Genomic DNA, 24,099 nt, shown 5'->3' with positions numbered 1-24,099 from the left:
AGCAGAAGAGCGGGCAATAACGCTGGGAGACGTTTGCGCGTCTCCCGTGAATGGCCTTCAGACGCTGAGCTGATCCAGTTTGGCGATCAGGACCTGGGCCGCTTCAGTGGACGAGCTCGGGTTCTGGCCGGTGATCAGCAGGCCGTCGCTGACGACATAAGAGGACCAGTCAGCACCCTTGGAGTACAGGCCGCCGTTGGCGATCAGCATGTCTTCAACCAGGAAGGGCACGACGTCCGTCAGGCCGACCGCTTCTTCCTCGGTGTTGGTGAAACCGGCGACTTTTTTGCCAGCGACCAGCGGTGTGCCGTCGGGTTTTTTCACATGGCGCAGTACGCCGGGGGCGTGGCACACCAGGGCAGCAGGCTTGCCGGCGGCCAGGAATGCTTCAATCAGTTGGATCGAGTTCGAGTCTTCGGCCAGATCCCACAGTGGGCCGTGGCCGCCTGGGTAGAACACAGCGTCGAAGTCATCTTGAGACACGCTGTCCAGCCGCACGGTGTTGGCGAGCTGTGCGGTTGCCGCGGCATCATTCTCGAAGCGACGCGTGACATCAGTCTGGAATGATGGCTCGTTGCTCTTTGGGTCCAGCGGTGGCTGGCCGCCTTTGGGCGAGGCCAGGACGATCTCGGCGTTGGCGGCGAGAAAGGCGTAGTAGGGCGCTGCCAGTTCCTCCAGCCAGAAACCGGTTTTACGGCCCGTGTTGCCAAGGGTGTCGTGGGAGGTGAGGACCATAAGAATTTTCATGTGAGCTTCCTGTTTTCAGTGGTTGGAGGGCGTGCGGTCACACCCTGTTAAATCAGTTAATTAGACCGGTCGTCTAGTTCGTTGGCGTCGATAAATTACTTGGCAGCCTGGATGATCAGATCCGCCACTTGGCGAGGATAGGACAACATCGCTACGTGGCTTGATGGCACTTCCACCGACACGGCATGCATGCGTTTGGCCTGATCCCTTTCCTGTTGCGGGTTGATGATCGCGTCATTGCCGGCAATCACCGCGAAGGACGGCACTGTGTGCCAGGCCGCATTCTTCACCGGCTCATTGAGCGCGCGGCTGTTCAAGGCGCCCTGTGTGGCAGCAACTAGCACCTGTTCCTCACGGGGCAGGTCCGCAGCGAAATACTTGGCGACGCCTTCATCGCTGACCTTCACATAACCGGCTGCATCTTTCACAAACGTCGACTGGCCCAGGCTCTTTGGATAGCCCTTGACGGTGTCCAGCGCAGACTGGCCGTTATCTGGAGCAAAAGCGGCGACGTAAACCAGCGAGTGGACCTTATCGTTTGTACCTGCTTCGGTGATCACCGCGCCCCCCCAGGAATGCCCCACCAGGACTACCGGGCCTTCAGCGTCGTCGATAGCACGCTGGGTGAAGGCTACATCGCCCGCCAGAGAGTCCAATGGGTTCTGTACCGCAACAACCTTCAAGCCCGCTTTCTGCAGCAGTGGAATCACTTTGTTCCATGAGGAGCCGTCGGCGAATGCGCCGTGAACCAACACGACCGTTTTCGCCGGGGCGCTGGCTGTTGTGCTCTGGGCAGCGGCAATACCGACGTGGGCGGCGAGTACGACTGAGGCGATGAATGCGGCCAGCTGGGTGCGAGTGTTCATTGCGGTGTTCCTTTTGCCGGGTGAGTGAATGTGGGGTCACAGTATTTCAAAATAGACCGGTCGTCTAGTAACTTTTTCAAATTTTTTTTGCGCGCCGCTCTTAAGGTTTTTTTGGTGTGGGGGGAGTGGTGCATCGCCCGGATAGACGATGCGCCGTTGGAGAATGAATCAGGGCAGGTTGAGAATCTGGCGGGTCGTGCTCATCGCCGTCTGGAAGGGCTGAACACTTTTCGTAATCTTCACCATGACACTGGCGCCGACCCACAATTGATACAGGCTCTGCGCAACGTCGTGAGGCGTGGCGGTGACGTGCAGTGAACCCTCTGCCACTCCGGTCTCTATCCCATTGGCGAGGCGATCAATAATTGCGGCGGTACCGCGCTTGAGCACAGCGCGCATGGTTTCGGACAGGTCAGCCACCTCCACGCCCAACTTCACGGCCAGGCATTTGCCCTGGCAGTCCTGAAAGGACTGGGTGTCCTGCCAGATGTGAAAGTAGTTGAGCAGCCGTTGTGCCATCGTCAGGTCGGGCTGGGCGAGGGTCTGATCGATATCGGCGAGGTAGCCCTCGAAATAGTTCTCGAGCAAGGCCTCGCCAAACGCGTCCTTGGAGCCAAAGTAATGGTAGAAAGACCCCTTCGGCACACCGGCAGTGGCCAGGATCTCGTTCAGGCCCACGGCGGTATACCCTTTGGCGGCCATGATTCGTTGGCCTACATCAAGGATTCCTTGGCGGACGTCGGATGTTTCGCGGGTTTTTGGAGTGTTCATGGGCGTGGATCTTAGTCGCTTCTAGTTGATCGGTCTACTAGGGTCGCGATTTCAACATTGGTTGCGGGGGCAATCTGCGTTCGCGGCCTGGACGTGGTTGATAACCGAGCTCGGCGCTCCAAATGTTCATTCGCGACTCTTACCGCTTCGTCGGTTCGCCCCCACAGCCCCTTTATCTGCGCAACGATTTCCGGTCGCGCGGTACGTGGGTTCCCCGAGGTCATTGTCGGCTGTGGGTCGTACTCGAGCACGAGTTGGGTAAACTCGGCCGCATCCCGACCTTTGAGTTTCGCGATAACCAGCAGCGCAAAGTCGATGCCTGCCGTTACGCCGCCACCCGTGATTCGGTTCCTGTCGACGCATACCCGTTCGTAGCTCGGCTCGATACCCAGTGCGATAAGAGGTTCGTAGAAAGGCCAATAGGTCGCTGCACGGTAGCCCTCCAATAATCCCGCCATAGCAAGAAGTACAGAGCCTGTGCATACAGCGGTTACATAGGTGGCAGTCTTTCCTGCGCGAGCAATGAAATCGAGCAGCTCCTGGTCCTTCATGATTTCAGGCGTTCCTCCACCACCTGCGACAAACAACACGTCCAGGTTATCTGGAACGTCATCAAACGTGATCGTAGGGTTCAGCGTGACGCCCATATCCGTAGGAACGGGCTCCAGGGTTTTCCAGATTATGTGAGTGTTGGCATGAAGGCCGAACGCCGTCTGTGGGCCGGCCAAATCCTGCAGAGTGAAACCCGGAAAAATCACCATGCCAATCTGCAGTTGGCGGTCTTCGATCTTATTGCTCAGCTCATCAGACATTACCGTCTCCTCTAGTCGTGGTTGACTAAAGAGTATTCCTGCTGGACGCTCCACGTGAGTGGCTTAAATGACATCAAACGTTCGTTTTTTGCCAGTCATTTCTATTTCGCGAGCAGAGGTCCACGGGGTGCACAAGATTGCGGTTCTGGTATTGAATGATGTGGTGCCGTTGGACTTTGGGATCGGCTATCAAGTTTTCGCTTTGGCTGCTCAGGTTGATGGGAGCAAAGCTTACGAGGTGGAGGTGTGCGCACCTGAGCGCACAATTCAGGCCGCTGGCTTTGACATGCAGGTGCGGTACGGCCTCGACCGTCTTGAGCGAGCCCACACTATTGTGATCCCCGGGTGTGAAGACCCGTTTGGAGTGGTTCCGGAAGCGGTAAGAATTGCGCTTCGCGAGGCACATACGCGTGGTGCACGATTAGCGTCAATCTGTACGGGGGCTTTTATCCTTGCCGCGAGCGGTCTTCTTGGCGGAAAACGCGTCACGACGCATTGGCGTTTCGCCGAAGACTTGGCCAGGCTTTATCCGCAGATCACAGTAGAACCCAATGTTCTATTCGTGGATGAAGGCAGCATCGTGACGTCGGCCGGCGCGTCGGCAGGGTTGGATATGTGTTTGCATATCGTGCGTCGCGATTTCGGGCAGTCTGTTGCGGCAAACACTGCCCGCCTGGTGGTCGCGCCACTGTATCGTGATGGCGGTCAGGCCCAATTTATTCGTCAGGAGCTTCCAGGCTCTCCAACCAGCTTAATGCCCCTGATCGAATGGATACGGGACAATTTAAACAGTTCGCACACGGTCGATAGTCTTGCGGCTCGCGCCAACATGAGCGCCCGCACCTTCGCTCGGCGATTTCAAGAACAGACCGGCATGACGCCTTTACAGTGGCTTCTCACCGCTCGTATTGACCGAGCGCGTGAATTGCTTGAAGAGAGCGAGACATCGATTGATCAAACGGCATTTCTTTCCGGATTCGGGTCTGCGGTGACCTTCCGGTCGCGGTTTCGAAAGGTCGTTGGCCTTACGCCAACGGAGTACCGTCGTCGTTTCAGCTCGGCTAGCTGATGTCGCCTTTCGAGTAATCGCGCGGCCTCGTTAGCGAGTACGACGCGCAGAAAAAAGCCCGCGACGAAGGCGGGCTTTAGCGCGCAGGGCGGGACTTCAGAGGCAGTCGGACTTGTCTATCTGAAACTCGAAGATTGGTGAGCGGGTTGAGTCCTGGAAGATGTAGTGAACGGAAAGACCCGATTTCACGAATTCTCCCAGACCTTTTCCAGTGCAGGTTGCAGACGCTAGAGAAGCTTTTGCGTTCTTGGCAAACTCTTCGGAATCGACGTCGTCTTTCGAAAAGTCGGTAACTGTGTATGAGATTCGCATGACCTCATGGTCATACGTCACCGAATCGAGGCGAGTTGATCCATCGAGCATTTTCCCGGACTGAGCATTCATGATGAGCGCCGAAGCTTTAAGCTGGCGTTCCCGCTCCTGCTTTTTCTCTTCCGGAGCAGACTGTACGTGCCATACCTGTACCAGGATAAAAAGCAAAGTCATTGCCGAAAAAAAGATTATCAATCCGCGATATTGTTTCAACTGAGCGTTCCATAGCAAAAGGCCATCACTTATTTGATCATATCCTTTAAAGGCATGGAATCGCTATGCAGATGAATCGAGGGTTTTGATCCAGGTATGCAGGCCGCATGGGAGGGATAATTGCGGAGCACAAACGACAAAGGCCTGCATGAGATAACTCATGCAGGCCTTTGATAGGTATGGTGCCCGAAGCCGGAATCGAACCGGCACGCCCTTACGAGCGGGGGATTTTAAGTCCCATGCGTCTACCAGTTTCGCCATTCGGGCGGTAGCGCGGTGAAGCAGGGTTGGGAATATATAGACCCGGGCGCATCGTTGCAAGGTCGAAAGGCGCGTTTGTTGCACAAATCCATTGCTGAAAAAGCTCGATAGATCAGTGATCTACATAAATCTCCTGGCGCAATACCGAGGATATTTTCAGCGCGGGAACAAGATCACTGAATTCCAGTCATAGCGATATGCCATCCCGGCATTTTCGAAAGGAATCAGTTGATGCTCAGTGTTCGTAAACCTTTTCTGATGAGTGCTGCAAGCGTGATAGGACTGCTGGCCGTCTTGGGCGTCAATTCGGCACAGGCAGAGAGTGGCGTGCAGTGGGGGGCCTTTGGTGCAGGCAGTGGCGATTCGCTTGCGACCAGCTCGTCGGAGGGTGCCAAACGGGTGTTGGGCACGACCTCTTTTACCGTGGGCGATCTTGAAAAATTTCGGGAAGGCCAGAAAAGCGACCATCAGGAACTGTTGCGTTTAAACAGCAAGCTGGAAGAACAGGCGCGCTATTTCGACGATTTCAAGCGCAAGGACGGGTCCAGCTCCAGTGCCAGCGACAGTCAGATCACTGACTTGAAGCGCACGATAGCGGACCAAAAAAGCGCAATCGACAAGCTGAAAAGTGAAGTGGATGACTTGAAGCGAAATTCAAGTTCCAGTTCGAGTTCCAGCTCAAGTGAGTTGTCCCGACTCAAAAGCGATGTCAGTGATCAGAAACGCAGCCTTGATGACCTGAAACGTAACGTTGATACATTGAGTAGCAAGGTCAAATAACCCCGCCCTGAAGGCCGGCGCCCGCATGAGCAGGCGCCGTGCTCACACTAAACGAATTGCTGGCCGTGGAAACCCCGTGGCAAACGCTGCAACCCGGGCAGGTCGGTGAGGCGTTGCGTCCACGCACTGCGCCAGTCGCTGGCTGTATGGGTTTTGGCGCTGCGTGAAGCGCGGCGAGCGGCATTGCGCTGAGTGCGGCGGGCTTCTTTGTAGGCTTCGGTGTTGCGGCAGGTGCGGCATTTAACCCGGTTCAGCTCGGTGCTGGACGTGAGATTATTGCCGTGGTGGCCGCAGGCCAAATGCCCGGCGACCTTGAAGTGAGTGACCATCTAAGCGTCTCCTTCTCTGGGGTACGCGCTCCGGTAAGGCGTGGATGCGCGCGGGGAGGGCGGGCTGCGAAACATCCCGTCACCTGAAATTTCGACCCCACGCACGGCGCGGCGTTCGGTTTTAATCTCGGGCGGGTTCGCGTTACCCTGTGGCGCGAAAAATCATAAAAAAGGACTACATGATGAGCGTCGAAAATCAGCCGTTGGAAGGCAGTTGCCGGTGTGGCCGCGTGCGTTTCAGCGTCAGCTCTGCCCCGGTGATCACCATGGCCTGCCATTGCACTGGTTGCCAGAAAATGACCTCCAGCGCGTTCTCCCTCAGCGCGCTGATTCCCGCCAGCGGCTTCACCGTGACCCAAGGCTGCCCGGTAATGGGCGGTTTGCACGGCGTGGACCGCCACTATTGCTGCCCGCACTGCATGAGCTGGCTGTTTACACGCCCCCATGGCATCGACGAGTTCGTCAATGTGCGCGCGGCCTTGCTGGATGATGCCCAGAGCTACGTACCCTTTATGGAAACCTGGACCCGCGAAAAACTGCCCTGGGCCTCCACACCTGCGGTTGAAAGCTTTGAACAGTTGCCACAGCCTCAGGATTTTCCGCGCCTGATGCAGGCCTATGCCGAGTTCAGCGCTCGCTGAGTTCAGTCAATCAGCGCCAGCAGGTCGGTATCGCCCACGTCCACGCCCGCCTGGGTCAGCAGCGTCGTTGCCTGGCCCCGGTGATGGGTCTGGTGGTTGAAGAAATGCACCAGCAGGCTGAAAAAGGGTTTGCTGTTCGCGACACCGCCCATGTTGTGGTAGTGCAGGCGATGGTCCAGGTCTGACTCGTTCAGGCTCCCGGCCCACTCAATGATGAGCTGATCCAGCCAGGCGCGGCGAACCGAGAGTTCGCGAATATCCGCGAAGGCCAGCTTCTTGAGATTTGTCGGAGTGTCGATGGCGTTCAGCGGCTCCAGTGCCGGAAAGCCTGCGGGGTGCCTGGCAAAACGTTTGAGCCACACAGTGTCACCCAGCGCCAGGTGGTTCAGGGTGCCGAGGATGGAACTGAAGAACGCTTGTCGATCGGCAACCAATTCAGCATCCGTCAGCGTGCGGGCCGCGTCGTAAAGTTTGCGGTTCATCCACTGGTTGTAGTCGGCCAGCAACTGGATGTGCTCAATGCGATTCACCTAATGCCTCCCTCAATGGCTCAATGACGCCATCATAAGGCGTGCCCGCCCGGCGGTCATGGTGTTCCCGTGGTGGCGGGCTATGGTTGTTGAACGCCAATATTCTGCCCAGGAGGGTGACACCATGAACACCAGCGATCTACTCGAACAATTACTGCGCGCCGGGCAGCAAGGCGGTGGCACAGGTGGTGGCGGCCTCGGTGGCCTGCTCGGCGGCTTGTTGAAAGGCACCGGTGGCGGCAATGCCGCGGCCGGTGGCGGTTTGGGCGGGATATTGGGTGGTCTCGGCGGCTTGCTGGGTGGCGCGCCGGCCACGGGCACGCCGCAGAGGCGCTCCGGCGGTATGAACTACGCAGCCTTGGCGTCGTTGGGGATGGCGGCATTCCAGGCCTATCAGAACTGGCAACGCCAACAGGCCAGCGCGCCGCAACAAGCGATCCAGACCGTGGATCAACTCGATGGCCCAGAGGCTGAAGCACACAGCCACGGCGTGTTGCGCGCACTGATCGCCGCCGCCAAGGCAGATGGCAGGATTGATGAGCAGGAACAGCAGATGATCAGCGCGGAGATCGGCCGCCACACCGATGACCCCCAGTTACAGCAGTGGCTCGACGCCGAAGTCGCCAAGCCCCTGGATGCCGCGGATTTTGCCGAGTACGCCACTGACCCGGCGCTGGCCTCGGAAATCTACCTGGCCAGTGTGATGCTGGTGGATGACCAGCAGGATGCCGAACGCAATTACCTGGATGACTTGGCAGGGCAGTTGCAAATCGACCCACAGCTGCAACTGCACCTGGAACAGCAAGCCAAGGCTTAAAAGCGCAGGGTGGCGCCGGTGGTCAGCCACCGGTTGCGCTCGCCACTGAGGCTTTGCCCGGCCACCACGTCCACGTCGATCAATTTGCCCAAATGGAAGCGCGGCCCGGCTTGCCACGCCTGGTCGCCGCCTTCCTGGCCGTAGCGCTCACCGATCAGCGTGAGTGCGTCCATCACCTGATACTCGAAACCGGTCCCCCACGTCAGCCGGTGGTTTTGCTCGCCACCGTTGTAAGCGTGGGTCCAGCCGCCATTGAGGTTCAGGCGCAGCGCTTGCACGGGTTGCCAGGTCAGCGGAATGTTCAAGTCCGCGCCGTCGAATGCATGTTGGCGGTCCAGGGCGAAATGGCTGGTACCTGACACAGCCATTTGCAGCCCCAAATCTTCCCGGGACCACACCTGCGCCTTCACTTGCGGGCTGACCTGGGTTTCGGCGTTTCCTGCGCTGCTGGCTCGCGACAGCGCAGCACTCCATTGCACCGAAGGCAATGCGCTGAAAGTGCACGCCGGGTTGAGTGTTTCGTTATGAACGTTGCCCTGATGCCGATTGGCGGTGTACCAGGCGTCGACGTTGCATTCGCCCGGATCGTTGACCGCGCCGTCATCCACCACATAGGCGCCACCCGCCGCATAGGCCTTGGAAAACACGGCGACGAGCAAAATAAAGCCCAGAGTCACGCCGATAAATATCAGGTTACGTTGCAGCGCCCGCCGTTTGGCCGGTGGCAACAGCAACAAGGTGTTGTGCGCGCCGCGGTAGTGACGCGCACGGTATTTGGCAAACCCGTCCTGACGGGTTGGGGTGTGTTTTTTGTGCATGATGCACCTCGCTTGAATTCAGCTTTCTACGGTCAGCACCGAAATGCCGTTGGCGGTGGCCTGGCACACCAGCTCGGAGGTGTCGTCACCCCCCGGCAGGGCGATGACCACATCGGGGCGGCTGTCGGCCAGCATGAAATGGTTGCGCTGGCGTTCTGCCTGTTTGCCGTGGCGTTGCCAGTTGGGCGGGTAGCGCACCACGTCGATGCTCATTTCCCGTGCCCATTCCTCGATGTCGCTGCCGAGGAACTGGTTGCCGCCGTGAATCAAAACCTGCACCGGGCGCAGGCGGTGGTAAGCGTCCAGCACTTGGCGGGACTTTTTGGTGTCGGCGTAATGACGACCTGCACAGATCAACACGCGCATGGGTCAAATCCTTGTAGTGCACGGTGGCAGTCGGGCGACTGCCACCGTTTAAACGGCGGGGGAGATCAGTACCACTGCTTGAAGCGGCGGATGTAGATCGTCTTCATCAGTTGGGCGACGCAGCAGTAGCTGATCAAGGTGCCCACCAGCCATGGGAAGTACGCCAGCGGCAGCGGCTCCAGACCCACCAGGGTGCCCAGCGGCGAGAACGGCACGTAGATGCCCAGCCCGATGACCAGCGCGGTCATCATCAACACAGGCCACGCGGCCGTGCTCTGGAAGAACGGGATCTTGCGGGTGCGCAACATGTGCACCACCAGGGTTTGCGACAGCAGCCCTTCGATAAACCAGCCGGACTGGAACAGGGTCTGCATTTCCACACTGTTGGCGGAAAACACGTACCACATCAGCGCAAAGGTGGTGATGTCGAAGATCGACGAGGTCGGTCCGATCCAGATCATGAAACGGCCGATGTTTTTCGCGTCCCACTTGCGCGGCTTGGCCAGGTATTCCTTGTCCATCTTGTCCCACGGCAGGGCCAGCTGGGAGATGTCGTACATCAGGTTTTGCAGCAGCAGGTGAATCGCCAGCATCGGCATGAACGGGATGAACGCACTGGCCACCAGCACCGAGAACACGTTGCCGAAGTTGGAGCTGGCGGTCATGTTCAGGTACTTCATGATGTTGCCGAAGGTTTCGCGGCCCTTGAGCACGCCTTCTTCGAGCACCATCAGGCTCTTTTCCAGCAGGATGATGTCTGCCGATTCCTTGGCAATATCGGTGGCGGTGTCCACCGAGATACCCACATCAGCGTCGCGCAACGCCGGTGCATCATTGATGCCGTCGCCGAGGAAACCCACCGTATGGCCGTTGGCTTGCAAGGCCTTGAGCACGCGGGATTTCTGCAGCGGCGTCAGCTTGGCGAACACCGTGCGTTCTTCCACGCGGCGCAGCAGGGTGGCGTCGTCCATCGCTTCGATTTCCACGCCCAGCAACGGTTGACCAGGTTCCAGGCCGACCTGGCGGCAGATCTTGCTGGTGACCACGGCGTTATCGCCCGTCAGCACTTTGACCGCCACGCCGATTTGTTGCAGTGCCGCAATCGCCGGGCCTGCGGTTTCCTTCGGAGGATCAAGGAAGGTCAGAAAGCCCTGGATTACCAGGTTGCGCTCATCGACGGTGGTGTACTGCTGACGGGCCAGCGCTTTGGGGATATTGCGTGTGGCAACCACCAGCACACGGAAGCCGTCCTCGTTGTAGTCATTGGCCAGGGCCAGCAACTCATCACGACGGCGATCATCCAGCGGCACGGCTTCGCCGGCTTCCATCATGTGCGTGGAAATGCTCAGCATCTCTTCCACGGCGCCTTTGCACACCAGCAGTTGGTCACCGGCGGCGTCCTTGACCACGATCGACAGGCGACGGCGCACAAAGTCGAACGGCAATTCATCGACCTTGCTGTAGGCAAACGGCACCTGGAACTTCGGATTTTGTTCCGAGAACTGTACGATCGCCTGGTCCATCAGGTTTTTCATGCCGCTCTGGTGGTAGCTGTTCAGCCAAGCCAGGGACAGCACCGCGTCGTCGCGTTGGCCGAGGGCGTTGACGTGATGCTCCAGGATGATCTTGTCCTGGGTCAGGGTGCCGGTCTTGTCGGTGCACAGCACGTCCATCGAACCGAAGTTCTGGATCGCGTTGAGGCGCTTGACCACCACTTTGCGCTTGGCCATGGCGGTTGCGCCTTTGGCCAGGTTGGCGCTGACGATCATCGGCAGCATTTCCGGGGTCAGGCCCACGGCAACCGCCAAGGCAAACAGGAAGGCATCGCCCCAATCGCCTTTGGAGAAGCCGTTGAGCAGGAACACGATCGGCACCATCACCAGCATGAAGCGGATCAGCAGCCAGCTGACGCTGTTCACGCCACGGTCGAAGGCGGTTTGCACCCGCGAGCCGACAATCGCTTTGGCCAGCGAACCAAAGTAGGTGCGCGGCCCGGTGGCGACCACCACGGCCTTGGCCCGGCCGCTGACCACGTTGGTGCCCATAAAGCAGATGTTTGGCAGGTCGAGCAAGTTGCCCTGGTCGGCGGCCATGGAGGAGGCCGATTTCTGCGTCACGTCACCGAGGGTGTCGTATTTTTCCACCGGCAAGGCTTCACCGGTCAGCACCGCCTGGCTGATAAACAGGTCGCGGGACTCGATCAGGCGAATGTCAGCCGGAATCATGTCGCCGGCCGACAGCTGCACGATATCGCCCGCCACCAGCTCACGCATCGGCACTTCACGCAGGATCGGCTGGCTGCCGACTTGCTCACGGCGCAACACCGTGGCGGTGGTGCGCACCATGGCTTTCAGGGCTTCGGCGGATTTGGCCGAGCAGTGCTCCTGCCAGAAGCGCAGCAGGCTGCTGAGCAGGACCATGGTCATGATAATGATGACCTTGGTCAGGTCGACTTCTTCACCCGCCTGCAGCGGCAACCAATAGTCGGTGACAAAGCTGATGCCGGCCAGGGTCAGCAACACGTAGATGAAGGGGTTGTTCAGCGCCTGCAGGAACTGGACGATGGCGTGCGGCGGCTTGTCGTGGGCCACTTCGTTGTAGCCTTCGCGAGCCAGGCGCGCCGAGGCGTCGAGTTCGGTCAGGCCATCGCTGGTGGCGCGTACATTGGCGAGGGTGGCCTGCAGGCCGTTCTGGGCTTCGCGGGCGGCACGCATCGACAGTTTGGTGTCGGTATCGGTGCCATTTTTCTTGTGCAGTGGCGTGTTTTTTACGGCGCTCATTGTCTGTACTCCTGTCGCCAATTCTCGACAAAACATACCCGGTACTTACCTGAATACAGGCGAGCGAAAGCATGCCGAGCCGCGGACTTCGCGATCGGTTTAAATAAGGTGTTCACATAACTTCTACAGGGCCCGCTAATAGCGCGTTAGTTAACTGGCGCGCAGCGGGCTACTACTGGACTTGTTCATAAAGAACTCCAGGGTATTGATCAGGAAGTTGCTGTTTCCAGCGGGTTCACGCAGCCCGGGCGTTCACGTACAAGGCGAACATCAGGCTGGTTTGAGCCAGCATGGAAACGTTCGGTCTCTGCGGGTCTTGAGGGTCGGCGTGGTCCCAGTGTTGCAGCAGTTGGCCGCTGTCGGGGCAGACACGCCAGTGCGCCAGCGGGGGAGCCGGGCGCACTTGGAGGGAGGGTGCAGCAAAAGGCGAACGGGCAGGTGAAAAGCCTGCGGGCTCGCGGCACAGCTTGGCGCGCAGGGCTGCGGCTAGCGTGCGAATATCAGGCAAAGCAATAAGTTGGAAGGTCATAACACACCTCGGGACCGGACAAGCGACCGGCGAGGCAGTTACGGTGGAGCATCGAGCTCTAGCGCAGCTTACCGGACCGGGAGGCGAGTCCTGTCATATTCTGGGTTTGGCGCCCGATGCCCGCAAACGCGGTGCTCGGACAGCGACTAGATACTGTGTCCATTGGCTTCTTTTGTGAGGTTTAAAAAAGGCCCCAGTTGCGGGCACGGGCAATCTACTCAGACCGTTACAAAATGTCAACGCATGATTAATTAAAATCGCCGGTGTTCAGAGTTTATTCAGACAAGCCGCATAAACAAGTTGCCCGCGATATATAACTTCATATCCCTTGAGCCGCCAGAACAGCGAGATATAACAACACCCCACCGCAGGTGCCATAACTGATGCGCTGCCACAACGGCGATGCGTTCTTGCGCAGCAGGTTGACCAGTGCCGCGGTCAGAAAACACGACAACACTGACGCCAGCATGAAGCCTGCAAAAAACATCAGGGTTTGCCCATGGCTGGGTGTCGCGCCGACGATGCCGGTCAAGGCGCTGCCCAATGCTCCCCAATAAACGATGTTCTTCGGGTTGGCCAGGGAAATGGCGGCGCCGACTGCCAGCGCATTCTGACCGGTTCCGGCTGGCGCATTGTCGGCTTCAGGCAACTGCCAGGCATCGATCAGGCTGCGCACGCCCAGCCAGGCCAGGTAGAGGGCGCACAGAATCGTCAGGGGGACACGCACCGCGTCGTGCTGGATCAGCAGGGCGATGCCGGTGAGGCCGATGACTGCCCACACGGCGTCGCCTACGAGCGAACCGAATTGCACCAGCAGCGCCGGGGTAAATCCGTGAAGCAAGCCACGGCGCAAGGTCTCTGCCAGCACCGCCCCGGGGGACAGGCAAAACACAAAACCAAAGATCAGCGCATAGAAAAAGATCGTCAACATGCCCGCGTCCTTTCGAGAAAGGGCAGGAGCATACGACGACTCAGGCCATCAAATCGACCGTTGATTGACGCGTTGTGACAACGCCTCTGCGCTTTCCTTGCGCTCCGAGTAGCGGTCGACCAGTTCCGGGTGGTCGCGCAGCAGGACGGTGAACTTGACCAGTTCTTCCATCACATCGACGACACGGTCATACAACGCCGAGGGCTTCATGCGGTCCTGCTCATCGAACTCCATGAAGGCTTTGGGCACCGAGGATTGATTGGGGATGGTGAACATGCGCATCCAACGGCCCAGCACACGCAGTTGGTTGACCGTGTTGAACGATTGCGAACCGCCGGATACCTGCATCACCGCCAACGTTTTGCCCTGAGTGGGGCGTACCGCGCCGAGCGCCAGCGGAACCCAGTCGAGTTGCGCCTTGAACACGGCTGACATCGAGCCGTGACGCTCCGGCGAGCACCAGACCTGGCCTTCGGACCACTGCATCAGTTCCAACAGTTCCTGGACCTTGGGATGGTCGCCTGGTGCGTCGTCCGGCAGTGGCAGCCCCGACGGGTTGAAAATGCGTGTGTCGGCACCGAAGTGGCGTAACAGGCGCGCCGCTTCCTCCACCAACAATCGGCTGAATGAGCGCGGCCGGGTGGAGCCATAAAGCAGCAGGATGCGCGGCGGGTGTATCGCATCAGTGCGCGCGGGCGGTGAAAGGCTCAGGTCAAGGTTGGGCAGGGTGGTCATCAGGTTCTCCCAGCTACAACCGCGCAATGCGGTCGAGTTCAGCCTTCAGTTCGACAGGGCCGAGGCGGGCAAAGGGCAGGGCGAAAAAAGCTTGGCAGCGCGAAGCAATGATGCCCAGGGTGGCGTTGAATGCAGCGTTAAGGCTTGCCTCGTCGCCCTGAACATCGGAGGGGTCTTCAAGCCCCCAGTGCGACTTCAGTGCGGGCCCGAAATACACCGGGCACGCTTCGCCGGCGGCCTTGTCGCACACGGTAATCACCACGTCCGGCGGGCTGCCTTCAAAGGCGTCGTTGCCTTTGCTGTACAGCCCTTCAGTGCTGATTCCGGCTGCCTGCAACGTGCTCAAGCTGCGGGGCAACACTACGCCCTTGGGAAAGCTGCCGGAACTGACAGCCTCAAAGCCGGGCGGCGCCAGATGATTGAACACCGCCTCGGACAAGATGCTGCGGCAGCTGTTGGCCGTGCACATAAACAGGACTTTCATGGCGTATCTCCTTCAGATACTCAGACGCAGGGCGAGGGCGGCGAGGGTGATCAACAACACCGGCAAAGTCAGCACGATGCCGACCTTGAAGTAGTAACCCCACGTAATGGTGATGCCTTTGCGCGCCAGGATATGCAGCCACAGCAACGTCGCCAGGCTGCCGATGGGGGTAATTTTCGGGCCGAGGTCACTGCCGATCACGTTGGCGTAGATCATCGCGTCCTTGACCACGCCCACCGCATGGCTGGACTCGATGGACAGCGCGCCGATCAATACCGTCGGCAGGTTGTTCATTGCCGACGACAGCAGTGCCGTCAACACGCCGGTACCCATGGCCGCGCCCCACACGCCGAACGTGGCGAAGGTGTCCAGCCAAGTCGCGAGGTAGGTGGTGAGCCCGGCATTGCGCAGGCCGTAGACCACCAGGTACATGCCCAGGGAAAACACCACGATTTGCCAAGGCGCTTCTTTCAATACTTTGCGTGTGGAAATCTTGTGGCCTTTGGCGGCGATCACCAGCAGCAACACGGCGCATACCGCGGAAATCGCGCTGATCGGAATGCCCAGCGGTTCCAGGGCAAAACAGCCGACCAGCAGAATGCCCAGCACCCACCAGCCGGCGCGGAAGGTGGCGCGGTCGTGGACAGCACTGGCGGGGTCTTCGAGGTCGGCGGGGTCGTAAGTCTGGGGAATGTCTCGGCGGAAAAACCACAGCAGCACGGCGAGGGTTGCAGCGACGCTGACGAAGTTCACCGGCACCATGACGGCAGCGTATTCGTTGAAACCGATCTTGAAATAGTCAGCTGAAACAATGTTTACCAGGTTCGACACCACCAGTGGCAGGCTTGCCGTGTCTGCGATAAACCCGGCGCCCATCACAAATGCCAGGGTGGCCGCTGGAGAGAAACGCAGTGCCAGCAGCATCGACATCACGATGGGGGTCAGGATCAGCGCCGCACCGTCATTGGCAAACAACGCCGACACCAGCGCACCCAGCAGCACCATGTACGCAAACAGCCGGCGCCCACGCCCACGGCCCCAGCGCGCCACATGCAGCGCCGTCCACGCAAAAAAACCGGCTTCATCGAGCAACAGGCTGATGATGATCAGCGCGACGAAGGTGCCGGTAGCGTTCCAGATGATGTGCCACACCACCGGAATGTCGGTGAAGCTGATCACGCCGCAAGCGAGGGCCAGAACCGCCCCCATGCTTGCGCTCCAGCCTACGCCGAGGCCCTTGGGCTGCCAGATGACCAGGACGATGGTGAAGATAAAAATCGCAATTGCGACAAGCATGAATAAACGCTCCGGTGGCTCAGCAGCAGGTGCTGGCCCGTTGTGGTCTGTCGCCCATTGCACCCAGACGCTGCGCGTCGTCGTGCAACCATGGCTGGTTGGCTTGCAAAGTGGTGTCCAGCACCTGAGTCACCCAGGCGGGCAGTGCCGGATTGATGCGGTAATAGATCCATTGCCCCTGACGACGATCGAGCAACAGCCCGCAACCGCGCAGTTGCGCCAGGTGGCGGGAAATTTTCGGTTGGCTGTCGTCCAAGGCATGGATCAGTTCGCACACGCAAAGTTCGCCTTCGCGCAGAATCAATAAGGTCAGCCGTGCGCGGGTGGCATCTGCCAGGCATTTGAACAGGGAGGGCGGGGAAAAGAGTTCTGACATGACAGCGTTCTATAAACATATGGAAATCCGAATATACGGATATTCATATATGTAGGTCAAATCCTGAATTCGATTGATGTGGATCAAAACCCGGTAAATCAGCCACAAGTGACTGAAATTAAACTGAAACACGAATGTCCTAAAGTGCCTGCCCATTGCTGAAGAAGGAAGAACCGCGTGACCCGTGCCACTCGCAACCTGCGCAAGACCCTCGATTCCGTCGCGGACAATAACGAAACCGCGGCGTTTGACCTGATGCGCGCCGTTGAAAAGCTTGGCGATGAAGTGCTGCGCCAACGCCTGCTCAATACCATTCACCGGCTTAATCAGGACGCCTACGAACTGCGCGAAGCCCGTGACTCGGTGGAACAAGTGTCGGTAAAACTGGCCTGAGCACGATCGTTCAAGACAACCCCGTGTGACGCTGGCATGCTTGCCGACTGTCTGTCGATGAGCCCTCTTCATGCCTGCTGCCGTCCCTTATCAAGCCTTCGCTCGCGGCGCAATCGCCGTCATACCGTTATCCCTGGCCTGCGCGCCATGGGGGCTGCTCGCCGGCTCCATGGCCATTGATGCGCAATTCAGCCCGCTGCAAGCCCAGGGCTTATCCGCCATCGTATTCGCCGGCGCTGCGCAGTTGGTGGCCATCGGTATGGTCAAAAGCGGCGCCAGCCTGATTTCCATTGTGCTGACCACGTTGCTGCTGACCTCCCAGCATCTGCTGTACGGCATGCATATGCGTCCGACCCTTTCTTCGCTCAACGCCCGCTGGCGCATGAGCCTGGGCTTTTTGCTGACCGATGAGTTCTTTGCGTTGGTCAACCACTACGACCGCGAGACCTTCAACCGCTGGTATGCGCTGGGCGTGGGCCTGACGTTTTACATCGCCTGGAACCTGTTCACCCTGGCCGGCATCGTGCTCGGCAAAAGCATTCCGGGGCTTGATCAGTTGGGGCTGGAGTTTTCCATCGCCGCCACCTTCATTGCCTTGATCACGCCGGTGGTGCGCGATGTGCCGACGGTGGTGTGCGTTGCGGTGTCTTTGCTGTGCTCGGTGTGGCTCAGTTACTTGCACTGGGAATCGGCGGTGGTGGTGTCGGGCGTGCTGGGCATGAGCGCAGGTTATGCCTGCAAACGGTTGGGGGTAGGGCAGCGATGATCTACATCATGATTGTGGCCATGGGCCTAGTGGTATTCCTTAATCGTTACCTGTTTATCGAACCGCGCCTGCCAGTGCGCCTGAACCGTGGCGCACGGGAGTTTCTCGGGTTTGCAGTGCCGGGCATGCTCACGGCTATCTGCGGGCCGATTATTTTTCTCGCCGATCACAAACTCAACCTGAGCCCGGCCAACCCTTATCTGCTGGCGGGTATCAGCGCGGTGGCGTTGATGTTCTGGACGCGCAGCGTGCTGATCACCGTGCTGCTGAGCATGGCGCTGTTCTATCTGTTTCGCTGGTGGCTTTGAAACCCGGGCGAAAAAAAACCCGCGGGAGAGCGGGCCGAAGGGAGACTTCTTAAAAATGAGCCAGCCAACTATAGGCGTTGGGCTCTGCCTTCACAGTGAAAGAAAGTTCATGCATGCATCAGCCCGCGCGTGAGCGGTGGTACAGTCGCGTTTTTTTCAAGGAAGTGAAGGCATGCGCAAAATTGTCATTGGTGCATTGGTACTGGCAGCACTCACCGGCTGCGCGGGCTCGAAGATGAAAGAGGCGCGCGCCGGTCAGCCCTACAAAACCCTGGCATCGGACAAGGCGCCCTTGGTGGTTGCCCAATGCATCCAGTTTGGCTGGCAGGACGAAGCCGTCTTCGGTGTGGATGCCGGCGGCTTCAAGGAACCGCTCGAAGCCGGTGGCTTCACGGTGTACACCACGGGCGGCGACTATTTCGCCGACGTGCGCAGCGCAGGTGCCGGCTCCACTGTGAAGTATTACGCAGCGCAAAACAGCATGCCGGCCATGCGTCGCCAGGCGGCACTGGCGACTTGCCTGTAATCCTTTGCCTTAGTGAATTTCGGAAAAGCCCGGCGGGACAGCCGTCGGGCATTGGCTTATCATCACTGCGCTCGCTCGAGGTGATGGCTCTTTACCAGTACACGGACGTCGAGGCCGAATCTTCGAGCGAGCATCTTTTCTAACCTCCCCACTCTTCTGTCAGCACCAGGCGCCAGCCTTCCGGGTGCCAGTCCAGCCTGTGCGTGGGCTTGATCGATTGCATAAATGCCGCATCGTGTGACACCGCTACGACGGCGCCACTGAACCCCTGCAATGCCTGCTCAAACGCCAGCACGGACTCCAGGTCCAGATGGTTGGTCGGCTCATCCAGCAACAGCAGTTGCGCCGGCACTTCGCGCCATAAGGCAAGCGCCATCGCCGCTTTCAAGCGTTCACCACCACTCAAATGGCCGGCAGGTTGCGTCACGCGCAACGCATCCAGTTGCAGCAAGGCCAGGCGCGTACGCAGTTCGGCTTCAGCCAATGGAGTGTCTAGCAGGTTGAGCTGTTCGACGATGGAGCGTTTGTCATCCAGCAATGCCAAATGCTGATCGAGATAGGCGCCGGGCACGTGCACGGTGCATTTGCCGCTGACGGCCTGCCACCGACCGGCAAGCAATTTGAGCAGCGTGGACTTGCCGCAGCCATTCGGCCCGCGTACCGCAATGCGCACCGGGCCCATCAGGTTGAACGTGACGCAGGTCGACGGTGCCTGCGGGTCCAGCCACGGCAGTTGGGCATTCTCCAGGGTCATGACGTGCCGCCCGTTCGGCACGGTGGAGCCCGGCAAGGCGAACAGGGTCGGCGTTTCCTCCGTGACGCGCTCGTAGGCGTGGCGCACCCGGGCGTCGAGTTGTTGTTTGTGCGCATGATGGGCGCTGCGCACGGTGCTGAGTATTTCCGTGGCGGCGCCTTTCCAGCGTGCCTTGGTGAACCGCGACACGTTGGCGGTTTCTGCGTGCTTACGCGCGCGGGCTGCACCGCGTTGCAGGCTGTCATGATCTTTTTGCAGCCGCCCACGCTCGCGGCTGCGCTCCAGGCGCGCGTGGTCCAGGGCAGCCATCGCAGCGTGTTGTTCGGTGTCGCGTTGAAGGCGATAGGCATCATAGTTGCCGCCATACGCTCGGGCGCCGAGGGGGGACAGCTCGATAATGCGCTCCATCGTATTCAGCAACTGCCGATCATGACTGACCACCACCAGGCCCCCGCGCCACGCCTTCAACACGCTCAGCAGCCACACGCGTCCGGCGTCGTCGAGGTGGTTGGTCGGTTCATCCAGAATCAGCAACTGTGGTGCCGCGAGCAGCGCGCCGATCACCGCGAGCCTTGCCAGTTGGCCGCCGCTGAGTTGATCGGCCCGGCTTTGCGCGCTCAAATGTGGCAAACCCGCTGCATTGAATGCGGCGCGCAAGCGTTCGGCCACATCCCAGCGATCGTCTATCAGTTCGAAATCATCCTCTGCCAAGCGTTCCAGAGCGGCGAGTACTGCGGCGGTGCCGGTCACGTCCGCCACGGTTTGTCCCGGCGCCACTGCCACCACTTGCGGGACGTACGCCACGCGGGCCAAACACTTCAGCGTGCCGGAAGACGGCGCCAGGTGCCCAGCGATCAATTTTGCCAGCACACTTTTGCCGCGCCCGTTACGGCCGACAATCCCGGTGGGCGCGTGATCAATCGAAAAGGTGAGGTCCTCCAGCAGGGTTTCGCCGTTGGCGAACTGGAAGCACAGGTGTTGCAGGGAAACGAGTACGGGCAGCCGGTTGACGTCAGTCATCAGCACCTCCAAAAAAATGTCGAGCAGGCAGACAAGCGCGCAGGGCGGCTCGTCGCAGGTACATTTTGGAAGGCTTAGTTGTTCACGTCGGCAGTCGTCCCGTAAGTCAGAAGGGGTGCAAAGGCTAACTCGCCTTTGCACTCTTCGGCAAGTCGGCGGCCAATTGTTCAAGGAACATTGCCAGCGCGACCTCTTCGGCTTTCAAGCCTTTGCGCACGCGCGGCTTGGGTAACTTTGACAGCTCGCCAAGGCTGAAATGTTCGAGCACCGCCGGGTGGATGTAGCACTTGCGGCACACCGCCGGGGTATTTCCCAGCTGCTTGGCCACGTCCTTGACCATCGCCACCACATGGCGTTTGGCGTCCGATTCGGGTTGCCATTCCAGTTCGCGCAACACGGCCAATGCCATGGCAGTGCCGGCCCAGGTGCGGTAGTCCTTGGCAGTGAAGTCGGCTCCGGTGAGGCTGTGCAGGTAAGCGTTGACGTCCGAGGAGCTGACGGTATGCCGCTCGCCGTCTTCGTCCAGGTACTGAAACAGGTTCTGCCCCGGCAGTTCCAGGCAGCGTTTGACCACCGTGGCCAAGCGCCGGTCCTTCACGGTGATTTGATGTTCCACGCCGCTCTTGCCGCGAAACTGGAACTTGATCGCACTGCCTTTGACGTCGACATGCCGCGTGCGCAGGGTGGTCAGTCCGTAGGATTTGTTATCGCGGGCGTACTGCGTATTTCCGACGCGGATCAGCGTTGCGTCGAGCAGCATCACCACCGTGGCCAGGACTTTATCGCGGGTGAAACCGGGCTCGGCAATCTGTGCTTCCAGCTGTTTGCGTAACTTGGGCAAGGCACTGCCGAACGCTTGCAGGCGCGCGTATTTATCGGTGTCACGCACTTCGCGCCAGCGCGCGTGATAGCGGTACTGCTTGCGGCCCCGCGCATCAAAGCCGGTGGCTTGCAGGTGACCGCGCGGGTCGGCGCAGATCCATACGTTGGTGTAGGCAGGTGGCACGGCCAGTGCGTTGAGCCGCTGGATTTCGTCGGCATCGGTGATGCGCGTGCCCTTGGGGTCGAAGTACTGGAACTTGCCCCGCAGCAGCTTGCGGCTGATGCCGGGCGTGGTGTCGTCAACGTAATGCAGGTCGCGGGGCAGGTCGGGAAGGGGTGCGGAGTCAGGCATGGTGCAAGTTCCTTGGCAACAAATCAGGCCGGTATGTCTGATTGACCGCAGCCCTTTGCGGTCGTGCCAAAAGGTTTTCTACGCGAGTACGGCCACCGCCTTGATCTGTGCCCACAACGTCTGGCCGGGGTGCACCTGCAATTGATCGCGGGAGAACCGCGTGATGCGCGCCAGTAACGGCGTGCCGCCGGCGTCCAGGCGCACCAGCACATGGGCGTTGTTGTCCGCTGAAATGTCATGGGTGACTGTCACCGGCAAGCGGTTGAGGATGCTGCTGTGTTCCTCGGCCTGCAGGCTGAGGCTTACATCCCGTGCTTGAACCTTGACCCGCAGCTGCTTGCCGACTGCCAGCGGCGCATGCGCCACGCGGATCTGTAACGGGCAATCCGGCAATTGCAGCGTCAGAAGTTGATAGTGCGCGTCGTAGGCGCAGACCGTGCCATTGATTACCACGCCGGCGTCATCGCCCAACGCCAAGGGCAGATCGAGCCGCGCCAGGGTCTCACCAATCGGCCCGCTGGCCAGAGCTTTGCCGTCGCTGAGCAACACGATGTGATCGGCCAGGCGTGCCACTTCATCCTGGGCATGGCTGACGTACAGCACCGGAATATCCAGCTCGTCGTGCAGGCGCTCAAGGTAGGGCAGAATCTCGCCCTTGCGCTTGCTGTCGAGGGCGGCCAGCGGTTCGTCCATCAACAACAGTTTCGGGCTGGTGAGCAATGCGCGGGCAATGCCGATACGCTGGCGCTCGCCGCCGGACAAGTGCTGCGGGTTACGCTCGAGCAGGTGGCCGATGCCGAGCAATTCGGTGGCTTGGGCCATGTCCACACGCCGCTGTTGGCGCGGGATGCGTTTAAGGCCGAACTCCAGATTGGCGCGCACGGACAAATGGGGAAACAGGCTCGCTTCCTGAAATACATAACCCAACGCGCGTTTATGCGGCGGCACAAACAGCCCGTTGCGGCTGTCCTGCCAGACGTCATCGTTGATCTGGATAAACCCGTCTTTGGCCTGTTCCAGCCCTGCAATGCACCGCAGGCAAGTGGTCTTGCCGGAGCCGGAATGCCCGTACAACGCGGTCACACCCCGGCCGGGTAAATGCAGGTCCACATCCAGCGCAAAGCCGGAATAATTCAGCTGCAGGCGTACATCAATCATCGCGGTCAGCCCCAGCCCATTTTGGTTTTACGGCTGGAGTAGAGCGCCAGCAATACGAGGAACGCGAACACCACCATGGAGCCGGCCAGCCAATGCGCCTGGGCATATTCCATGGCTTCGACGTGGTCGTAGATCTGCACCGAAACCACGCGGGTTTTGTCGGGGATGTTGCCGCCGATCATCAGCACCACGCCGAATTCACCGACGGTGTGGGCAAAGCCAAGGATTGAGGCGGTGATAAAGCCCGGGCGAGCGAGGGGCAGGATCACGGTAAAGAAGGTGTCCCACGGATTGGCGCGCAAGGTGGCAGCCACTTCCAGCGGGCGAGTGCCAATGGCAGAGAAGGCGTTTTGCAACGGCTGCACCACAAACGGCATGGAATAAATCACCGAGCCAATCACCAGTCCGGCGAAGCTGAAGGTCAGGGTACCCAGCCCCAGCCATTGCGTGAACTGGCCGAAGTAACCGTTGGGCCCCATGGTCAACAACAGGTAGAAACCGATTACCGTTGGCGGGAGCACCAACGGCAATGCGACGACAGCGCCAATGGGCCCGCGCCACCACGAGCGGGTGCGCGACAGCCACAAAGCGATCGGAGTGCCGATGACCAGCAGGATCACTGTGGTCAGTGACGCCAGTTTGATGGTCAGCCAGATGGCGGAAAAATCGGCACTCGATAGCGGCATTTACAGCTCGTAACCGTAGGATTTGATAACGGCAGCGGCTTTTGGCCCTTTGAGGTATTCAACCAGGGCCTTGGCAGCGGCGCTGTCTTTGCCCTTATTGAGGATCACCGCGTCCTGTTTGATTGGGTCGTGCATGGACGCTGGAACAATCCACGCCGAACCGCTGGTGACTTTGCCGTCTTTGTAGATCTGCGACAAGGCCACAAAGCCCAGTTCGGCGTTGCCGGTGGACACGAACTGATAAGCCTGGGTGATGTTCTGGCCCTCAACCAGCTTGTCCTTGACCTTCTCGGTCAACCCTTCCTTGGCCAGCACTTGAGTGGCGGCGAGGCCGTACGGCGCGGCTTTCGGGTTGGCGATGGAGAGGTGCTTGAATTCGTTTTTCTTCAGCACGTCGCCTTTTGCATCCACGTAGCCTTCTTTAGCCGACCACAGGGCGAGGGTGCCCACGGCGTAGGTGAAGCGCGAGCCTTTGACGCTGTCGCCTTCGGCTTCAAGCTTTTGCGGCGTGGTGTCGTCGGCGCTCAGGAACACTTCAAACGGCGCGCCGTTCTTGATCTGGGTGTAGAACTGGCCGGTGGCACCATAAGCCGCGACCAGCTTGTGACCGGTGTCTTTTTCAAAGTCGGCAGCGATCGCCTGGATCGGCGCGGTGAAGTTGGCGGCCACGGCCACCTGGACTTCATCGGCATGGGCTGAGCCAAAGGCGAGGGCGGCGACCAGGATGGCCAGGCGTGAGGCGTGAATCTTCATGAAGCAGCTCCTTGGGGGTTTTTAAGGCTTGTTATAGAGAGAAGGCTTAACCGCTATGTATAGGAATATATAGCGGTTGGCCATCGCCGGTACAGCCT

General features: G+C 59.5%; 29 protein-coding genes and 1 tRNA gene. 8 read left to right on the top strand and 22 right to left on the bottom strand.

Features of this window, described 5'->3' with window-relative positions:
- Nucleotides 1-57: 57 nt before the first annotated feature.
- The 4 genes from BFW87_RS26380 to BFW87_RS26365 all read right to left on the bottom strand — a co-directional run bounded on the left by BFW87_RS26380 (nucleotide 58) and on the right by BFW87_RS26365 (nucleotide 3,196).
- The gene (locus tag BFW87_RS26380; RefSeq protein ID WP_078742632.1) at nucleotides 58-747 is read right to left on the bottom strand and encodes a type 1 glutamine amidotransferase domain-containing protein; all 690 of its coding nucleotides are present in this window, start codon (nucleotides 745-747) and stop codon (nucleotides 58-60) included.
- 95 nt (nucleotides 748-842) lie between these two features.
- Nucleotides 843-1,613: an alpha/beta fold hydrolase gene (locus BFW87_RS26375; protein ID WP_078742631.1), complete on the bottom strand. Its 771-nt coding sequence runs from the start codon at nucleotides 1,611-1,613 to the stop codon at nucleotides 843-845.
- A gap of 168 nt (nucleotides 1,614-1,781) precedes the next feature.
- Nucleotides 1,782-2,384, bottom strand: a complete 603-nt coding sequence (locus BFW87_RS26370; protein WP_078742630.1) for a TetR/AcrR family transcriptional regulator — start codon at nucleotides 2,382-2,384, stop codon at nucleotides 1,782-1,784.
- Nucleotides 2,385-2,395: 11 nt separating this feature from the next.
- On the bottom strand, nucleotides 2,396-3,196 hold the full coding sequence (locus BFW87_RS26365) for a DJ-1/PfpI family protein (RefSeq protein WP_078742629.1): 801 nt from the start codon (nucleotides 3,194-3,196) through the stop codon (nucleotides 2,396-2,398).
- 67 nt (nucleotides 3,197-3,263) lie between these two features.
- Between BFW87_RS26365 and BFW87_RS26360 the strand changes: the two genes are divergently transcribed.
- Nucleotides 3,264-4,265: a helix-turn-helix domain-containing protein gene (locus tag BFW87_RS26360; protein ID WP_078742628.1), complete on the top strand. Its 1,002-nt coding sequence runs from the start codon at nucleotides 3,264-3,266 to the stop codon at nucleotides 4,263-4,265.
- 96 nt (nucleotides 4,266-4,361) lie between these two features.
- On the opposite strand, the gene BFW87_RS26355 is transcribed toward BFW87_RS26360, so the two are convergent.
- On the bottom strand, nucleotides 4,362-4,790 hold the full coding sequence (locus BFW87_RS26355; RefSeq protein WP_254865952.1) for a hypothetical protein: 429 nt from the start codon (nucleotides 4,788-4,790) through the stop codon (nucleotides 4,362-4,364).
- Between the two features lie 180 nt (nucleotides 4,791-4,970).
- Nucleotides 4,971-5,057: transfer RNA gene (locus BFW87_RS26350), tRNA-Leu, on the bottom strand.
- A gap of 225 nt (nucleotides 5,058-5,282) precedes the next feature.
- Between BFW87_RS26350 and BFW87_RS26345 the strand changes: the two genes are divergently transcribed.
- Nucleotides 5,283-5,831, top strand: coding sequence for a hypothetical protein (locus BFW87_RS26345; RefSeq protein ID WP_078742627.1), 549 nt, complete (start codon nucleotides 5,283-5,285; stop codon nucleotides 5,829-5,831).
- A 47-nt stretch (nucleotides 5,832-5,878) separates the two neighbouring features.
- Here the strand turns inward: BFW87_RS26345 and BFW87_RS26340 are convergent, their stop codons facing one another.
- The gene (locus BFW87_RS26340) at nucleotides 5,879-6,160 is read right to left on the bottom strand and encodes a hypothetical protein (protein ID WP_078742626.1); all 282 of its coding nucleotides are present in this window, start codon (nucleotides 6,158-6,160) and stop codon (nucleotides 5,879-5,881) included.
- Between the two features lie 182 nt (nucleotides 6,161-6,342).
- Between BFW87_RS26340 and BFW87_RS26335 the strand changes: the two genes are divergently transcribed.
- Nucleotides 6,343-6,801, top strand: a complete 459-nt coding sequence (locus BFW87_RS26335) for a GFA family protein (protein WP_078742625.1) — start codon at nucleotides 6,343-6,345, stop codon at nucleotides 6,799-6,801.
- A 2-nt stretch (nucleotides 6,802-6,803) separates the two neighbouring features.
- On the opposite strand, the gene BFW87_RS26330 is transcribed toward BFW87_RS26335, so the two are convergent.
- Nucleotides 6,804-7,331 (bottom strand): DinB family protein, encoded by a 528-nt coding sequence (locus BFW87_RS26330; RefSeq protein ID WP_078742624.1) that lies wholly within the window; start codon nucleotides 7,329-7,331, stop codon nucleotides 6,804-6,806.
- A 124-nt stretch (nucleotides 7,332-7,455) separates the two neighbouring features.
- Here BFW87_RS26330 and BFW87_RS26325 point away from each other — a divergent pair, with 124 nt between their 5' ends.
- Entirely contained in the window at nucleotides 7,456-8,148 is a 693-nt protein-coding gene (locus tag BFW87_RS26325; RefSeq protein WP_078742623.1) for a tellurite resistance TerB family protein, read from the top strand.
- On the opposite strand, the gene BFW87_RS26320 is transcribed toward BFW87_RS26325, so the two are convergent.
- From BFW87_RS26320 to BFW87_RS26280, 9 genes are all read right to left on the bottom strand, one after another.
- Entirely contained in the window at nucleotides 8,145-8,966 is an 822-nt protein-coding gene (locus BFW87_RS26320) for a hypothetical protein (RefSeq protein ID WP_078742622.1), read from the bottom strand. The genes BFW87_RS26325 and BFW87_RS26320 overlap by 4 nt on opposite strands.
- An 18-nt stretch (nucleotides 8,967-8,984) precedes the next feature.
- Complete coding sequence (locus BFW87_RS26315; protein WP_078742621.1) at nucleotides 8,985-9,332, bottom strand: DUF2493 domain-containing protein; 348 nt, start codon at nucleotides 9,330-9,332, stop codon at nucleotides 8,985-8,987.
- Between the two features lie 65 nt (nucleotides 9,333-9,397).
- Nucleotides 9,398-12,112, bottom strand: coding sequence for a magnesium-translocating P-type ATPase (mgtA, locus tag BFW87_RS26310; protein WP_078742620.1), 2,715 nt, complete (start codon nucleotides 12,110-12,112; stop codon nucleotides 9,398-9,400).
- Between the two features lie 235 nt (nucleotides 12,113-12,347).
- Nucleotides 12,348-12,641 carry a hypothetical protein gene (locus BFW87_RS26305; RefSeq protein WP_078742619.1) on the bottom strand — a complete coding sequence of 98 codons (294 nt, stop codon included), beginning with the start codon at nucleotides 12,639-12,641 and terminating at the stop codon, nucleotides 12,348-12,350.
- Nucleotides 12,642-12,960: 319 nt separating this feature from the next.
- A complete protein-coding gene (locus BFW87_RS26300; protein ID WP_078742618.1) occupies nucleotides 12,961-13,572 on the bottom strand; it encodes a LysE family transporter in 612 nt (203 codons plus the stop codon).
- A 48-nt stretch (nucleotides 13,573-13,620) separates the two neighbouring features.
- Nucleotides 13,621-14,310 carry an arsenical resistance protein ArsH gene (arsH, locus tag BFW87_RS26295; protein WP_176159834.1) on the bottom strand — a complete coding sequence of 230 codons (690 nt, stop codon included), beginning with the start codon at nucleotides 14,308-14,310 and terminating at the stop codon, nucleotides 13,621-13,623.
- 10 nt (nucleotides 14,311-14,320) lie between these two features.
- Nucleotides 14,321-14,791 carry an arsenate reductase ArsC gene (locus BFW87_RS26290; protein ID WP_078742616.1) on the bottom strand — a complete coding sequence of 157 codons (471 nt, stop codon included), beginning with the start codon at nucleotides 14,789-14,791 and terminating at the stop codon, nucleotides 14,321-14,323.
- A 12-nt stretch (nucleotides 14,792-14,803) separates the two neighbouring features.
- Entirely contained in the window at nucleotides 14,804-16,087 is a 1,284-nt protein-coding gene (locus BFW87_RS26285) for an arsenic transporter (protein WP_078742615.1), read from the bottom strand.
- 19 nt (nucleotides 16,088-16,106) lie between these two features.
- The gene (locus tag BFW87_RS26280) at nucleotides 16,107-16,463 is read right to left on the bottom strand and encodes a metalloregulator ArsR/SmtB family transcription factor (protein ID WP_078742614.1); all 357 of its coding nucleotides are present in this window, start codon (nucleotides 16,461-16,463) and stop codon (nucleotides 16,107-16,109) included.
- Between the two features lie 177 nt (nucleotides 16,464-16,640).
- Here BFW87_RS26280 and BFW87_RS26275 point away from each other — a divergent pair, with 177 nt between their 5' ends.
- The 4 genes from BFW87_RS26275 (at nucleotide 16,641) to BFW87_RS26260 (ending at nucleotide 18,456) form a co-directional block, all read left to right on the top strand.
- A complete protein-coding gene (locus tag BFW87_RS26275) occupies nucleotides 16,641-16,856 on the top strand; it encodes a hypothetical protein (protein WP_078742613.1) in 216 nt (71 codons plus the stop codon).
- Nucleotides 16,857-16,926: 70 nt separating this feature from the next.
- Nucleotides 16,927-17,622, top strand: a complete 696-nt coding sequence (locus BFW87_RS26270; RefSeq protein WP_078742612.1) for an AzlC family ABC transporter permease — start codon at nucleotides 16,927-16,929, stop codon at nucleotides 17,620-17,622.
- Nucleotides 17,619-17,930 carry an AzlD domain-containing protein gene (locus tag BFW87_RS26265; RefSeq protein WP_078742611.1) on the top strand — a complete coding sequence of 104 codons (312 nt, stop codon included), beginning with the start codon at nucleotides 17,619-17,621 and terminating at the stop codon, nucleotides 17,928-17,930. The genes BFW87_RS26270 and BFW87_RS26265 overlap by 4 nt, the downstream gene beginning before the upstream one ends.
- A 172-nt stretch (nucleotides 17,931-18,102) precedes the next feature.
- Nucleotides 18,103-18,456: a hypothetical protein gene (locus BFW87_RS26260; RefSeq protein WP_078742610.1), complete on the top strand. Its 354-nt coding sequence runs from the start codon at nucleotides 18,103-18,105 to the stop codon at nucleotides 18,454-18,456.
- Between the two features lie 139 nt (nucleotides 18,457-18,595).
- Here the strand turns inward: BFW87_RS26260 and BFW87_RS26255 are convergent, their stop codons facing one another.
- The 5 genes from BFW87_RS26255 to modA form a co-directional block, all read right to left on the bottom strand.
- Nucleotides 18,596-20,230: an ABC-F family ATP-binding cassette domain-containing protein gene (locus BFW87_RS26255; protein WP_078742609.1), complete on the bottom strand. Its 1,635-nt coding sequence runs from the start codon at nucleotides 20,228-20,230 to the stop codon at nucleotides 18,596-18,598.
- A 124-nt stretch (nucleotides 20,231-20,354) separates the two neighbouring features.
- Complete coding sequence (locus BFW87_RS26250; RefSeq protein ID WP_078742608.1) at nucleotides 20,355-21,404, bottom strand: DNA topoisomerase IB; 1,050 nt, start codon at nucleotides 21,402-21,404, stop codon at nucleotides 20,355-20,357.
- A 78-nt stretch (nucleotides 21,405-21,482) separates the two neighbouring features.
- Nucleotides 21,483-22,562, bottom strand: coding sequence for a molybdenum ABC transporter ATP-binding protein (gene modC / locus BFW87_RS26245; protein ID WP_078742607.1), 1,080 nt, complete (start codon nucleotides 22,560-22,562; stop codon nucleotides 21,483-21,485).
- 5 nt (nucleotides 22,563-22,567) lie between these two features.
- Nucleotides 22,568-23,248: a molybdate ABC transporter permease subunit gene (gene modB / locus BFW87_RS26240; RefSeq protein ID WP_078742606.1), complete on the bottom strand. Its 681-nt coding sequence runs from the start codon at nucleotides 23,246-23,248 to the stop codon at nucleotides 22,568-22,570.
- Complete coding sequence (gene modA / locus BFW87_RS26235) at nucleotides 23,249-24,001, bottom strand: molybdate ABC transporter substrate-binding protein (RefSeq protein ID WP_078742605.1); 753 nt, start codon at nucleotides 23,999-24,001, stop codon at nucleotides 23,249-23,251.
- Nucleotides 24,002-24,099 lie beyond the last annotated feature (98 nt).

The organism is Pseudomonas fluorescens, assembly GCF_002022275.1.
GTDB lineage: Bacteria > Pseudomonadota > Gammaproteobacteria > Pseudomonadales > Pseudomonadaceae > Aquipseudomonas > Aquipseudomonas fluorescens_AJ.
This window is presented reverse-complemented; position numbering and strand designations above follow the sequence as displayed.